Source organism: Cellulomonas sp. Marseille-Q8402, assembly GCF_965119525.1.
In genome coordinates this window covers 31,125-44,992 of record NZ_CBCPLX010000002.1, presented here as the reverse complement: position 1 = coordinate 44,992, position 13,868 = coordinate 31,125, and the positions used below count along the sequence as shown (strand labels likewise).

The following is a 13,868-nucleotide window of genomic DNA, read 5'->3' as shown; positions in this document are numbered from 1 at the left end:
CGGGCTCAGGCGCGCAGGTGCGCCCACTCGTCGGGGTTGACCGTCAGCCACTCGCCGAACGACTGCGCGGGGCGCCCGGAGAGCCGGCGCACCGTCGGCGAGGTCGTCCCCAGCTCGCCCGCGGCGATCGCCGTGTACGACGACACCCAGCCGTCGACCTCGAACGGCTCGGCGGCGTACACCGCGCGGGACGCGTAGGCCTCCTCGACGGTCTCCGGCACGTACGTGATCGTCCGGCCCGTGGCGCTGGACAGGACCTGCGCCGCCTCGGCCAGCGAGTACGCCGTCGGGCCGGTCACGTCGTAGGCCTGGCCGTCGTGCGCGTGGGCGCGGACGTCGAGCAGCACCGCCGTCGCGACGTCGGCGACGTCGTCGTGCGCGACCGCGGCGACCAGCCCGTCCCCCGCGGGACCGCGGATGACGCCGTCCTCGCCGACGAACCGCATGATCGCGTCGTGGTACAGGCAGTCCCGCAGGAACGTGAACCGCAGGCCCGAGGCGCGGATGTGCTCCTCGGTGACCCAGTGGTCGCGCGCGAACGTGAAGGTCGCGTCCGGCGCCGCCCCCATGAAGGACAGGTAGACCACGCGCTCGACACCGGCGTCCACGGCGGCGTCGACGGCGGCGCGGTGCTCGGTCACGCGGTCCGCCGCCTCCCGGCCGGACACGAGGAACACCGTGCGCGCGCCGGCGAAGGCCGCCCGCATCGAGTCGACGTCGCGATAGCCGGGGCTGATCGCGACCTCCGTCTCCGTGCCCGGCAGCGCGGGCGCCCGGTCCGGGGACCGGACGACGAGGCGCTGGTGCGCGCCCTCGGCCGCGAGGCGGGTCGCCAGCCGGCGCCCCACCCGTCCGGAGGCGCCGGTCACCACGATCAGGTCGTCGTCCATGCGTCTCCTCCGCAGCGTGGGCCGGCGCGCGCGACCACGGGCGCCGGGCTGGCAGCGACGCTAGTCGCCCGCGACCGGGCGGGCGACACCCAACCCTGACGCGACGTGAGAGTAGAGTGCGCGCGCCGCCCGACGTCGACCTGGAGGACCCCGCGTGCCCGCGTCCCCGCCCGCCCCCTGCACCCGGTCGTGCCCGAGGCCGACGCCGTGAACTCGGTGCTCGGCGCGCTGCGCTCCCCGGCCCGGCTCCGCACCGAGGTGCTGGCCGGGCTCGTCGTCGCGCTCGCGCTGATCCCCGAGGCGATCTCGTTCTCGATCCTCGCGGGCATCGACCCGCGGGTCGGGCTGTTCTCGGCGTTCGTGATGGCGGTGTCGCTGGCGTTCCTCGGCGGCCGGCCGGCGATGATCTCCGCCGCGACCGGTGCCGTCGCCCTCGTCGTCGCCCCCGTGGTGCGGGACCACGGCATCGACTACCTGTTCGCCACCGTGATCCTGGGCGGTGTCGTCCAGGTGCTGCTCGGCGTCCTCGGCGTGGCGCGGCTCATGCGGTTCATCCCGCGGTCGGTGATGGTCGGGTTCGTCAACGCGCTCGCGATCCTGGTCTTCCTGGCGCAGCTGCCGCACCTGGTCGACGTGCCGTGGGTCGTCTACCCGCTGGTGGCGGTGGGGATCGCGATCATCGTGCTGCTGCCGCGTCTGACGACCGTCGTGCCCGCGCCCCTCGTCGCGATCGCCCTGCTCACCGTCGTCACCGTCGTCGCCGGGCTCGCGGTGCCCCGGGTGCGCGACCAGGGCGCGCTCCCCGACAGCCTGCCCTCGCTGGTCTGGCCGGACGTGCCGCTGGACCTCGAGACGCTGCGGATCATCGCGCCGTACGCGGCCGGCATGGCGCTGGTCGGGCTGCTCGAGTCCCTGATGACCGCCAAGCTCGTCGACGACGTCACCGACACCCACTCGGACAAGACCCGGGAGGCCTGGGGCCAGGGCGCGGCCAACATGATCTCCGGGTTCTTCGGCGGCATGGGCGGCTGCGCGATGATCGGCCAGACGATGATCAACGTGAAGGTCTCCGGTGCGCGGACCCGCATCTCCACCTTCCTCGCCGGAGCGTTCCTGCTGGTGCTGGTCGTCGGCCTCGGCGACGTGGTCGGGGCCGTCCCGATGGCCGCGCTCGTCGCCGTCATGGTCATGGTCTGCGTCGGCACCTTCGACTGGCACTCGGTCCGGCCCTCGACGCTGCGCCGCATGCCGCTCAGCGAGACCGCGGTGATGGTGCTGACCGTGGCCGTGGTGGTCGCGACCCACAACCTCGCGTACGGCGTCGTCGCGGGCGTGCTGCTGGCCACGGTCCTGTTCGCGCGGCGGGTGGCGCACCTGACGACCGTCACGCGGCGCGACGCCTCGGACGACGACGGCGAGCGGGTCTACGCCGTGTCCGGCGAGCTGTTCTTCGCGTCGTCCAACGACCTCGTCTACCAGTTCGACTACGAGGGCGACCCGCAGCGCGTCGTCATCGACCTGTCCGGCGCACACGTGTGGGACGCCTCGACGGTGGCCGCGCTGGACGCGATCACGACGAAGTACGCGGCGAAGGGGAAGACGGCGGTGATCGTCGGGCTCGACGAGGACAGCGCGCGCCGGCACGGGCGGCTCGCGGGGCAGCTGGGCGGAGCGAGCTGAGTGCCACGATGGGTGCGGCGACGACGAGAGGACCAGGCGTGACCGACGACCGCGAGCGGTACCGCGTGATGACGGTGTGCACCGGCAACATCTGCCGGTCCCCGATGGCGGAGGTGGTGCTGCGCGAGCGGCTCGAGGCCGCCGGGCTCGGCGACCGGGTGGTCGTCGACTCCACCGGAGTCAGCGACGAGGAGCACGGCAACCCGATCGACCGGCGCGCACGGACGGCGCTCGCGGCCCGCGGGTACGACGTCCCGTCGCGGGCGGCGCGGCAGGTGCGCGCGGGTGACCTGGCGGAGCGGGACCTCGTGCTCGCCATGACGGCCTCGCACGCGCGGGCGCTGCGCCGGATCGCTGCGGACCCCGAGTCGGCGTCCCGGGTCGTCATGTTCCGGACGTTCGACCCGGCGGCTCCCCGCGTCACGCAGACGCAGGACGAGCACCTGCTGGACGTGGACGACCCCTGGTACGGCGGCCCGGACGACTTCGAGCTCTGCCTGGACGAGATCGAGGCCGCCGCGGACGGCGTGGTCGACGCGGTGCGGTCGGCGCTGGACGAGCGGGACGCCGCGCGGGCCTGACGGTCGGTCTCGTGACCGCGGAGGCGACGCCACGCGACGCGGCAGGCTGCAGGGCAGGATGGCGGGATGAAGGTCTCCGCGCGCTCGCAGGTGCCCCCGTTCGCCGTGATGGACATCGTCGCGGCGGCCAACGCCCGCCGGGCGGCGGGGCAGTCGGTGCTCAACCTCTGCGTGGGGGAGCCGTCGACCGGTGCGTCGGACGTCGTGCGGGAGCGGGCGGTGCAGCTCCTGTCGGGCGGCGACCTGGGCTACACGGAGGCGCTGGGATCCCCGGCGCTGCGGGCGGCGATCGCGGGCCACTACCGCGCCTGGTACGACGTCGAGGTCGACCCGGCGCGCGTGGCCGTGACGACCGGCTCGTCGGGCGGGTTCATGCTCGCGTTCCTGGCGGCGTTCGACGTCGGCGACCGCGTGGCGCTCGCCCGGCCCGGCTACCCGGCGTACAAGAACATCCTCGCGTCGCTCGGCTGCGAGGTGGTCGAGCTGCCGTGCGGCCCCGGGACGCGGTACCAGCCGACCGTCGAGCAGCTGGAGGCGCTGGACCGGCCGATCGACGGGCTGGTGGTGGCGGGGCCGGCCAACCCGACGGGGACCCTGATCGACCGGGCCGCGCTGGACGGGCTGGCCGCCTGGTGCGCCGAGCACGGGGTGCGCCTGGTGTCGGACGAGATCTACCACGGCATCACCTACGCGGACGCGGCCGCCGCCGAGCCGGGGCCGGCCGGCGCCCCGACCGCGGCGACGGCGCTCGGCAGCGGCGCGGTCGTCGTCAACTCGTTCTCCAAGTTCTGGGCGATGACGGGGTGGCGGCTGGGCTGGCTGCTGCTGCCGGAGGACCTGGCGGCGCCGGTGGACGCGCTGGCCGGGAACGTCGCGCTGTGCCCGCCCGCGCTGGCGCAGCACGCCGGCGTCGCGGCGTTCACGCCGGAGGGGTACGCGGCGGCCGAGGCGAACGTCGCCCAGTACGCGGCGTCCCGCCGGACGGTGCTGGACCGGCTGCCCGAGCTCGGCTGGGCTCGCGTGGCGCCGGCGGACGGCGCGTTCTACGTGTACGCGGACGTGTCGGCCGACGGGATGGACTCCCGGGAGTGGTGCGCGCGGCTGCTCGACGAGGCCGGGGTCGCGCTGACACCCGGCACGGACTTCGACGGCGTCGACGGGCACGACTGGGTGCGGCTCTCGTTCGCCTCGGCGCCCGGCGTGGTGCGGGAGGCGGTCGACCGGGTGGCTGCCTGGCGCACGACGCTCTGAGGAACCCCGGCGACGGCTGGTTCGTTCGGCTCGGCAGACAGGTGCGCCGGGACGGCTCCGGCGCGGACGAGCCGGAGCGAGGGAGTGCGACATGAGGTGTCCCACGGACGGGGCCGAGCTGGTCATGGCCGAGCGGCAGGGCGTCGAGATCGACTACTGCCCCTCGTGCCGCGGGATCTGGCTGGACCGGGGTGAGCTGGACAAGATCCTCGACCGCGCGGCGGGCGTCCCCGGCGGTGGCGGTGTGCCTGCGCCTGCGGCCGCACCGGTCCCCGAGCGCGGGTTCCCGGCGACGCCGGTCCCCGGGTACGACGGCTACCGGGACGCCGGCCGGGAGCCGGGTTACCGCGAGCCGGGGTACCGCGAGGGCGGTGGCTACCGCGACGGGTACCGCGACGACCGCCGGTACGACGACCGCCGGACCGACCCGCGCGACCCCCGCTACCCGTACGGCAAGAAGAAGAAGCGGGAGTCCTGGCTGGGCGACCTGCTCGACTTCGACTGACGGGCACCCTCGCGACGCGGGCGTCACGCGGGTGCCCTAGCCTCGGCCCGTGGACGTGGCGGTGCTGGGAGCGACAGGTGACGTGGGGCGGCAGGTCTGCGCCCAGCTGATCGAGCGGCGGGTGCTGCCGACGACGTCGCGGCTGCAGCTGGTCGGACGGCCGGGCGGGGCGTCGGGGCGGGCCTCCTACGGGCTGCGTGCCGACCTGGTCGACGCCTACGACGAGCACGCGCCGCTGATCGACGTCGCGCTGGACCCGGACGACGTGGTCGCGGACGTGATCGTGCTGACCGCGGGCCGCACCGCGCCGGCCCGCGCCGGGGCGAACACCGACCGGGCGGCGCTCGCGGCCGAGAACTACGAGGTCTTCGCCGCCTACGCCCGCGCGATCGCGCGGCACGGCTCGGGCCACGAGGTGGTCGTGGTCGTGTCCAACCCCGTGGAGCTCGGCGTCGCCGTGGTCGCGGCCGAGCTCGGCCGGCACCGGGTGATCGGCATGGGCGCCTGGCTGGACACGCTGCGGTTCCGCCGCGAGGTGGCGGTGTCGCTCGGCGTGCGCCGGCACCGCGTGGGCGGGTTCGTGGCGGGGCAGCACGGGGACGACCTGGTGCCGCTGTGGTCGACGGTGCGGATCAGCGGGCTGGACGCGGACGAGCGCCGTCGCGCGGTCGCCGGCCTGCGCGGCGGCCGGTCGCTGGACGGGTTCGGCGCCGAGATCGACGCCGCGAAGCAGACGCTGGCCGGGCTGATGGCGGACGACGTGGCGGCGGCGTTCGACCTGGTCGAGACCTGGCCGCCGGACCTGCGCGGGGTCGCCCGGCCGTGGCTGACGCACCAGAGCGGCGCGAAGACGGCGGCGGCGACCGCGAACGCGACGGTCGACCTGGTGGACACGGTCCTCGACGGCCGGGACATCGTCGTCGCGGGGCAGGTGGCCCTGGACGGCGAGGTGAGCGTCGCCGGGACACCGCTGCGCGGTGTGCTGGGGGTGCCGGTGGTGCTCGGCCCGGAGGGCTGGACCCGCGTGCTGCTGGACGAGCCGGAGCCCGACGAGGCGCGCCGGCTGCTGGCCACGGCGGGGAAGGTCGACGCGATGCTGCGGCCCTGGGGCCTGGCGACCACCGACGGCGGGGAGGCGGCCCGATGACCACCCCCACGGCCGCGCCGCCGGCGGACCGCCGGTGGGTGGCCTTCGTGCACGGCGTCGACGCGACCGGCACGCTCACCGCCCTGGCCGGGGTGTTCTCGACCCGCGGGGTGTCGTTCGACTCGCTGAGCACCGGCCACGCCGCGGACGGCGTCGGGCTGATCGTCGTGACGTTCACCGCCTCGGAGCGCCGGCAGCGGCTCCTGGTCCGGACCGTGCGGCGGCTCGCCGCGGTGCGGTCGGTCGAGGTCCGGGCGGTCGACGACCCCGAGGTCCGGGCCGCCGCCGTGGTGCACCTGCCCGTGACGGCGGGCGGCTTCGCGCCGCCGGAGGAGGCCGCGGTGCGCTGGTCCGGCGACCCGGGGGCCGGTCAGCCCGTGCTGGTCGAGGGACCGCTGCCGGACGTGGAGCGGGTGGTGGCCGACGCGCGTGCCCGCGGAGCGGTGCAGGCCGCGACGGTGGTGCTGCCGCTCCCCGCCCCGCCCGCGGGCTGACCGGTCAGAGCCGGCTGTAGTACTCGGCGCTCGCGATGATCCCGCCGATGACGGCCTCGACGCGCGCGCCCTGCTGGATGTCCCGCACCCAGGAGCGCGCGCCGGTCGGGTCGATGTGCCGGTCGAGCAGGTGCACGTAGTGCCCGTCGACCACCGCGGTGAGGTGCTCGGTCGAGAGCAGGAAGCCCATCGCGACGTCGTACCGTGACGCGCCGCGGGCCAGCGTGGACGTCCACGAGGCGATCTCCGACGCCCCCGCCGAGCGGCCGAGGACCTGCTGGTAGAGCCGGGTCACCCAGCCGGCGTCGGTGCTGCCGGAGCCGGCGTAGTGCTCCGGCGAGGCCAGGAAGCCCGCCTCCATCTGCTGGATGATCATCCCGCTCTGCATCGCGCCGAGCCAGCCCGCGCCGCCGACGGGGTCCGGCCCGCGGCCGAGGAACGTCTGGTACGACTCGGCGATCAGCCGCGACCGGTACTCCGCGGAGTAGGTGATCGCGTTCGCGACCGCGATGCGCGGGGTGCCCGAGTCGAGCGCGGTGGTCCACGTCGCCAGGCCGACGGGGTCGGGCTTGCGGCCGAACAGGTCCTGGTACACCTGGGTCACGTACCGCTGGGTGAGGGTGCCGGTGGGCGTGCTGGTCGGCGTGGTGACGCCCCCGGTGGGTGCCACGGTGACCCGGGCGGACGCGGCGGCCGACACGGTCGTGAGGGTCACACCGGCGCCGGGCACGGCCCACGACCCGCCGGCGGGCAGCTGCGGGCTGGAGAACGCCGCGCGCGCGGGCTGCAGGTCGAGCAGGTAGCTGGTCGGGTAGCGGTACCGGCTGTCCGTGAGGAGCAGGTGCGCCTGGACGCCGGCCCAGCCGGGCTCGTGCAGGGCGTCCGGGCCGGTCGCGGGGCGGTAGTCGGCGAACACCGGCCCGGCCACCGACGACAGCCGCACGCCACGCAGCGCGGAGGTGCTCGCGAGCGGTGCGAGGTCGACGGTCGAGGTGCCGGCCGCGGGTCCGCTGAGGTCGGCGACGGTCGCCCAGCCGAGGTGCTGCGCGAACCCGCTGCTGATGTTGCCGGGGGTGGTCGCGTTCCGGCCCTGACCCATGACGTCGGCGTTGTCGCCGTACTCGCGGGAGGTGCAGCCGGCGACCGGCGCGAGCGGCACGCGGACGCCGCCCGTGACGCAGGTCAGCGTGTTGGCGTGGCCGAGGCCGAAGTTGTGCCCCAGCTCGTGCGCGAGCACGAAGGTCTGGGCGGCGCCGTTGAGCCAGATGCTGCCGCCGCCGATGGTCGCGCGGCCCGCGAACCCGCAGTCCGTGCGGGCGGGGAAGTGCACGGCGACGTGCACGGACGCCGTGGGGGTGACGCCGGGGTTCGCGGCCAGCGCGGACGCCATGATCGCGTTGTCGTCGCAGGTCGTGGGGCGAGGGACCACCTGCGCCGCCCGGACGGACGTCTGGACGTCGATGCGGCCGGCGCTCTGCCGCTCCCAGTAGCCGGCCGTGCCGTCGGCGGCGGTCTGCAGGGCGGCCGCGGGGACGGCGTCCGCGGTCGACCACCGGACGGGCAGGACCACGAGCTGGTGCACCCCCGAGACGAGGTCCGCCACGGGCAGGTCGGCGGTGCCCGCCGGTGCCACGTCGACGACGGCGGCCCGGGGGTCGGCCTCGGCGGCCGCGGCCGTGACGGCCTGCTCCTGGTCGAGCCCCGCGTCCGCGGCGATGGTGACCACGACGTCGGCGCCCTGCGCGAGCCCGTCCGCCGGCGGCTGCTCCGTGCCGACGACGGGCGCCTGCACCGCGGACAGGTCGACGAGCGCGCCGTCGACGTCGGCGAACGCCTGGACGACGGCGCCCTCGTGGAAGTGCTCGTCCGTGCCCTGCGGCTCCGGGTCCGCGACGACGTAGACGACGGTGCCGTCCACCTCGTGCGTGACGTCGGGCTGGTCGGCGACGACGGCACCGGCGGGCGCGGTGCCTGCGGCGGCCCCGAGGAGGGCCGTCACGAGCGCGACGGCCGCGGCGCGACGACGGGTGCGGGCGGGCGCGGCGGGGCGTGCCGGGGTGGTCATGCGGGGGGTCCTCCTGGGCGGGCGCTGCGTCGCCCGTGCGGTTGGCCGACTCACCCACGCCCATCGACCACCGGTGCCCGGGTGGTGAGGCTTCCGCGCGGGGGTCACCCGGTGCACGGCCGTCCGGGTGACGACCTCGCGGCACCACGCGGTTAGGCTGTGAGCCAGACAACTCAACACGCTGCTCGAACCGCGGCGGGAGAGCCCTCCCGCACGTCCGCCCCCGCACCCGCGCGGCGGCCGCACGCGAGGCGCCGAAGGAGCAACCCTCCCCGGGAAACTCTCAGGCCCCCGTACCGTCGTGGCGAGGCAACTCTGGAAAGCGACCGGCCCACCCAGGGCCGGTCCACCGACGGTGCAAGTCGGCGCGCCCCGGCCCCTCGCGGGCACGGCGGACCGGCAAAACTCTCAGGTCGTGCGTGCCCGGGCCCCGGCCCGCGCGCGGCGGATGACAGAGCGGGGAGACGCGCCACCCCCGCACGTCCGCCCCCGCCCGCTCGTCCGATCCCGGAGCAGCCGCGTGACCTTCCTCGAGCACCTTCCGACCGACGTCCGGACCACCGACGCCGGCACCCCCGCGCCCGACCCCGCGCGCACCGACGCCGCCCGTGGCTTCGCCGACCGGCACGTCGGTCCGCGCACGACGGACCTCGACACGATGCTGGCGCACGTCGGCGACGGCTGGTCCTCGCTCGACGCGCTGGTCGACGCCGCGGTGCCGGCCAGCATCCGCACGGACCGACCGCTGGACCTGCCCGCCGCCCGCGGCGAGTCCGAGGTGCTGGCTGCGCTCCGCGCCATCGCGGACAAGAACACCGTGCTGACCCAGATGATCGGCCTCGGGTACCACGACACCGTGACGCCGCCGGTGATCCGCCGGAACGTGCTGGAGTCGCCGGCCTGGTACACCGCGTACACGCCGTACCAGCCGGAGATCTCCCAGGGCCGGCTCGAGGCGCTGCTCAACTTCCAGACCGTCGTCGCGGACCTCACCGCGCTGCCGGTCGCCAACGCGTCGCTGCTGGACGAGGCCACCGCCGTCGCCGAGGCCGTCGCCCTCATGCACCGCGCCGCCCGGGGCCGGACGGGCGTCGTCGTGCTGGACGCCGACTGCCTGCCGCAGACCCTGGCCGTCACCCTCGGCCGTGCCGAGGCCGCCGGGCTGGCCGTGCGGGTGGCGGACCTGACGGACGGGCTGCCCGAGCTCGGCGACGAGCCGCTGGTCGGCCTGGTGCTGCAGGCGCCGGGCGCGTCGGGCGCCGTGCGGGACCTCGGCCCCCTGATCGCCGCCGCCAAGGACGCGGGCGCGCTGGTCACGGTCGCCGCGGACCTGCTGTCCCTCACGCTGCTGACGCCGCCGGGCGAGCAGGGCGCGGACATCGCGGTCGGCTCCGCGCAGCGGTTCGGCGTCCCGCTGTTCTACGGCGGCCCGCACGCCGCGTACATGGCGGTGCGCACCGGGCTCGAGCGCTCGCTGCCGGGGCGCCTGGTCGGCGTCTCGATCGACGCGGACGGCGCGCGGGCCTACCGGCTCGCGCTGCAGACCCGCGAGCAGCACATCCGTCGCGAGAAGGCCACGAGCAACATCTGCACCGCGCAGGCGCTGCTCGCGATCGTCGCCTCCATGTACGCGGTCTACCACGGGCCCGACGGCCTGCGGGAGATCGCCGAGCGGGTGCACGCGCGGGCCGTGGCGCTCGCGGACGGCCTGCGCGCCGGCGGCGTCACGGTCCAGCACGCGCAGTTCTTCGACACCGTCCGCGCGGTGGTCCCGGGCCGGGCGCGCGCGGTCGTGGCCGCCGCGGCGGCCCGCGGGATCAACGTGTGGGCGGCCGACGACGACCACGTCCAGGTCACCTGCGACGAGGTGACCACCGAGGCCCACGTCGCCGAGGTGCTCGCGGCGTTCGCCGACGCGGACGCCGCGGCGCTCGCGCACGGTGCCGCCGACGGCCTCGGCACGCCGGCCATCCCGGTCGTCCTGCGCCGGACGAGCGCGTACCTGACGCACCCGGTGTTCCACCGGCACCGGTCCGAGACGGCGATGCTGCGCTACCTGCGCGCCCTGTCCGACAAGGACCTGGCCCTGGACCGGACGATGATCCCGCTCGGCTCCTGCACGATGAAGCTCAACGCCACCGTGGAGATGGAGGCCATCTCCTGGCCCGGGTTCGCGGGGCTGCACCCGTTCGTGCCCGCGGAGCAGGCCGCCGGGTACGCCGAGCTGATCGGCGACCTCACGACGTGGCTCGCGGAGATCACCGGCTACGCCGCGGTCTCCGTGCAGCCGAACGCCGGCTCCCAGGGCGAGTTCGCCGGCCTGCTGGCGATCCGCGGGTACCACGAGGGCCGCCGGGCCGAGCAGCTGGCCGCGGGGGCGACCGACGTCCCGGTCCGCGACGTCTGCCTGATCCCCGCCTCCGCGCACGGCACCAACGCCGCGTCGGCCGCGCTGGCCGGCATGCGCGTCGTCGTCGTGGCGACCGCCGAGGACGGCTCGGTGCAGCTGGACGACCTGCGCGCGAAGCTCGACCAGCACGGCCCGCGGGTCGCGGCGATCATGATCACCTACCCCTCGACGCACGGCGTCTACGAGGAGGACGTGCGCGAGGTCTGCGACCTGGTGCACGCCGCGGGTGGCCAGGTCTACATCGACGGCGCCAACCTCAACGCGCTGGTCGGGCTGGCCCGGCCGGGCGAGTTCGGCGGCGACGTGTCGCACCTCAACCTGCACAAGACGTTCTGCATCCCGCACGGCGGCGGCGGCCCGGGTGTCGGCCCGATCGGCGTCGCGGCACACCTGGTGCCCTACCTGCCCGCGACCGACGCGGTGTTCACCGGGGTCACCGACGGCGGCTCCGCCCCGGCCGTGTCCGCCGCGCCGTTCGGCTCGGCCGGCATCCTGCCGATCTCGTGGGCCTACGTGGCGCTGATGGGCGGCGACGGCCTGCGCCGCGCCACCGAGACCGCGGTGCTGTCCGCCAACTACCTGGCCTCGCGCCTGGCGCCGCACTTCCCGGTGCTCTACACCGGCCCCGCCGGGCTCGTCGCGCACGAGTGCATCCTCGACGTGCGCACCCTCACCAAGGAGACCGGCGTCACCGCCGAGGACGTCGCGAAGCGGCTGATGGACTACGGGTTCCACGCCCCGACGCTGTCCTTCCCGGTCGCGGGCACGCTCATGGTCGAGCCGACCGAGAGCGAGGACCTGGGCGAGCTCGACCGGTTCGTCGAGGCGCTGGTCGCGATCCGCGGGGAGATCGACGCGGTGGCCGCCGGCCGGTGGCCCGTCGCGGAGTCGCCCCTGCGCGGCGCCCCGCACACGGCGTCGGCGCTCGTCGCGGACGACTGGGACAAGCCCTACGGCCGCGAGCTGGCGGCCTACCCCGTCGCGAGCCTGCGCGCCGGAAAGTACTGGCCGCCGGTCCGGCGGATCGACGGCGCGCACGGGGACCGCAACCTCGTCTGCGCCTGCCCGCCCGTCGAGGCCTACGCCGAGGAGCCCGCGCTGTGACCGACCCGATCACCACCACCGAGGTCCCGGCGACGGACGAGGCCACCGGCGTCGTGCTGTCGCCGCTGCACGCCGAGCACGTCGCGCTCGGCGCCACGATGACGCCGTTCGCCGGCTGGATGATGCCGCTGCGCTACGCGGGCGACCTGGCCGAGCACCAGGCCGTCCGCACCGCGGCGGGCCTGTTCGACCTGTCGCACATGGGCGAGCTGCACGTGGACGGCCCCGGTGCCGGGGCGGGCCTCGACACCGCGCTGGTCGGGAACATCTCCGGGCTCGCGGTCGGCCGCGCCCGCTACACGATGGTCGTCCAGGAGGACGGCGGCATCATCGACGACCTCATCGTCTACCGGCTGGCCGAGACGTCGTACCTGGTGGTCGCGAACGCGTCGAACGTGACCGTGGTCGCCGAGGCGCTGGCCGAGCGCCTGGCGCCGTTCGAGGCCTCGCTGACGGACCGCTCGCTGGAGACCGCGCTGATCGCCGTGCAGGGGCCGCGCGCCGCGGACATCGTCACCGGTCTCACCGAGGCCGCGCAGGTCGAGGCCGTGCGGGGCGTGCGGTACTACGCCGCCGTCGCCGCGACCGTCGGCGGCGTGGAGGCCCTGGTGGCCCGCACCGGCTACACGGGCGAGGACGGGTTCGAGCTCTTGGTGCCCGCCGCGGCCGCACCGGCGCTGTGGCGCGACCTGCTCGCCGCGGGAGCGCCGCTCGGCCTGGTCCCCGCCGGCCTGTCCGCGCGCGACAGCCTGCGCCTCGAGGCGGGCATGCCGCTCTACGGCAACGAGCTCGACCGGACGACGGCGCCGCACGATGCCGGCCTCGGCCGCGTGGTCCGCCTCGACAAGGTGTCCGCCGACGGCACGCCGCTGCCGTTCGTGGGCCGCGAGGCGCTCGCCGCCCGCGCGCACGCCACGCCGTCGCGCGTGCTCGTCGGCCTGGTCGGCTCCGGCCGCCGCGCCGCCCGGCACGGCTACGAGGTGCTCAGCGGCACCGCCGACGACGCGGTCGTGGTCGGCCGGGTCACCTCGGGCGCGCCGTCCCCGACGCTCGGCACCCCGATCGCGATGGCCTACGTGACCCCCGAGCTCAGCGCCGTCGGCACCGAGCTCGCCGTCGACGTGCGCGGCCGCCACGAGCCGGTCCGCGTCGTCGCGCTGCCGTTCTACCAGCGCGCCTGAACCCCGACCCCCAGAACCCGGAGAGCACCATGAGCGACGTCCCCGAGAACCTGCAGTACACCGCCGAGCACGAGTGGATCGACGGCGCCGAGCCCGCGACCATCGGCATCACCAAGAACGCCGCCGACGCCCTCGGCGACATCGTCTACCTGGAGCTGCCCACGGTCGGCAGCGAGATCGCCGCGGGTGCGGTCGTCGGGGAGGTCGAGTCGACCAAGTCGGTGTCGGAGCTGTTCTCCCCGGTGTCCGGCACCGTCGTCGAGGTCAACCAGGAGGCGGTCGACGAGCCGTCCGTCGTGAACAGCGACCCCTACGGCGCCGGCTGGCTGTTCCGGGTCGACGTCACGTCGACCGGCGCGCTGCTCACCGCCGACGAGTACGCCGCCACGATCACGGGCTGAGACGTACCCGAACGGCGGTTAGCCCGTTCGGGTGGTTCTGCCGCGGGCCCGGGGATACCGCTTGCCGGGCGATGACCTGGGCCTTCGGCAGTAGCACACGTCCCACGTCCGGCGCATCCTCCGGTACCCCCCAGAAATGGGTGAGATTCGAACTGCGAT

11 protein-coding genes and 1 riboswitch are annotated in these 13,868 nt (G+C 75.5%); of the genes, 9 read left to right on the top strand and 2 right to left on the bottom strand.

Annotated elements, in window-relative coordinates:
* Nucleotides 1–5: 5 nt before the first annotated feature.
* On the bottom strand, nucleotides 6–890 hold the full coding sequence (locus ACWPWW_RS11280) for an SDR family oxidoreductase (RefSeq protein ID WP_454050473.1): 885 nt from the start codon (nucleotides 888–890) through the stop codon (nucleotides 6–8).
* Between the two features lie 177 nt (nucleotides 891–1,067).
* On the opposite strand from ACWPWW_RS11280, the gene ACWPWW_RS11275 reads away from it, so the two are divergent.
* The 6 genes from ACWPWW_RS11275 (at nucleotide 1,068) to ACWPWW_RS11250 (ending at nucleotide 6,548) form a co-directional block, all read left to right on the top strand.
* Nucleotides 1,068–2,570 carry a SulP family inorganic anion transporter gene (locus ACWPWW_RS11275; RefSeq protein WP_454051799.1) on the top strand — a complete coding sequence of 501 codons (1,503 nt, stop codon included), beginning with the start codon at nucleotides 1,068–1,070 and terminating at the stop codon, nucleotides 2,568–2,570.
* Nucleotides 2,571–2,638: 68 nt separating this feature from the next.
* Nucleotides 2,639–3,151: a low molecular weight protein-tyrosine-phosphatase gene (locus ACWPWW_RS11270; RefSeq protein ID WP_454051798.1), complete on the top strand. Its 513-nt coding sequence runs from the start codon at nucleotides 2,639–2,641 to the stop codon at nucleotides 3,149–3,151.
* Between the two features lie 66 nt (nucleotides 3,152–3,217).
* A complete protein-coding gene (locus tag ACWPWW_RS11265) occupies nucleotides 3,218–4,402 on the top strand; it encodes a pyridoxal phosphate-dependent aminotransferase (RefSeq protein ID WP_454050472.1) in 1,185 nt (394 codons plus the stop codon).
* Between the two features lie 91 nt (nucleotides 4,403–4,493).
* Nucleotides 4,494–4,907 carry a TFIIB-type zinc ribbon-containing protein gene (locus tag ACWPWW_RS11260; RefSeq protein ID WP_454050471.1) on the top strand — a complete coding sequence of 138 codons (414 nt, stop codon included), beginning with the start codon at nucleotides 4,494–4,496 and terminating at the stop codon, nucleotides 4,905–4,907.
* A 49-nt stretch (nucleotides 4,908–4,956) separates the two neighbouring features.
* Complete coding sequence (locus ACWPWW_RS11255; RefSeq protein WP_454050470.1) at nucleotides 4,957–6,054, top strand: lactate/malate family dehydrogenase; 1,098 nt, start codon at nucleotides 4,957–4,959, stop codon at nucleotides 6,052–6,054.
* A complete protein-coding gene (locus tag ACWPWW_RS11250; protein ID WP_454050469.1) occupies nucleotides 6,051–6,548 on the top strand; it encodes a hypothetical protein in 498 nt (165 codons plus the stop codon). The genes ACWPWW_RS11255 and ACWPWW_RS11250 overlap by 4 nt, the downstream gene beginning before the upstream one ends.
* A gap of 4 nt (nucleotides 6,549–6,552) precedes the next feature.
* On the opposite strand, the gene ACWPWW_RS11245 is transcribed toward ACWPWW_RS11250, so the two are convergent.
* A complete protein-coding gene (locus ACWPWW_RS11245) occupies nucleotides 6,553–8,613 on the bottom strand; it encodes a DUF4214 domain-containing protein (RefSeq protein WP_454050468.1) in 2,061 nt (686 codons plus the stop codon).
* 186 nt (nucleotides 8,614–8,799) lie between these two features.
* Nucleotides 8,800–8,922: riboswitch (glycine riboswitch) on the top strand.
* 211 nt (nucleotides 8,923–9,133) lie between these two features.
* Between ACWPWW_RS11245 and gcvP the strand changes: the two genes are divergently transcribed.
* The 3 genes from gcvP to gcvH are packed head-to-tail and all read left to right on the top strand — an operon-like array spanning nucleotide 9,134 to nucleotide 13,709.
* A complete protein-coding gene (gene gcvP, locus ACWPWW_RS11240; protein ID WP_454050467.1) occupies nucleotides 9,134–12,127 on the top strand; it encodes an aminomethyl-transferring glycine dehydrogenase in 2,994 nt (997 codons plus the stop codon).
* Nucleotides 12,124–13,308 (top strand): glycine cleavage system aminomethyltransferase GcvT, encoded by a 1,185-nt coding sequence (gene gcvT / locus ACWPWW_RS11235; RefSeq protein ID WP_454050466.1) that lies wholly within the window; start codon nucleotides 12,124–12,126, stop codon nucleotides 13,306–13,308. Before gcvP ends, gcvT begins: the two co-directional genes overlap by 4 nt.
* A 29-nt stretch (nucleotides 13,309–13,337) precedes the next feature.
* Complete coding sequence (gene gcvH / locus ACWPWW_RS11230) at nucleotides 13,338–13,709, top strand: glycine cleavage system protein GcvH (RefSeq protein ID WP_454050465.1); 372 nt, start codon at nucleotides 13,338–13,340, stop codon at nucleotides 13,707–13,709.
* Nucleotides 13,710–13,868 lie beyond the last annotated feature (159 nt).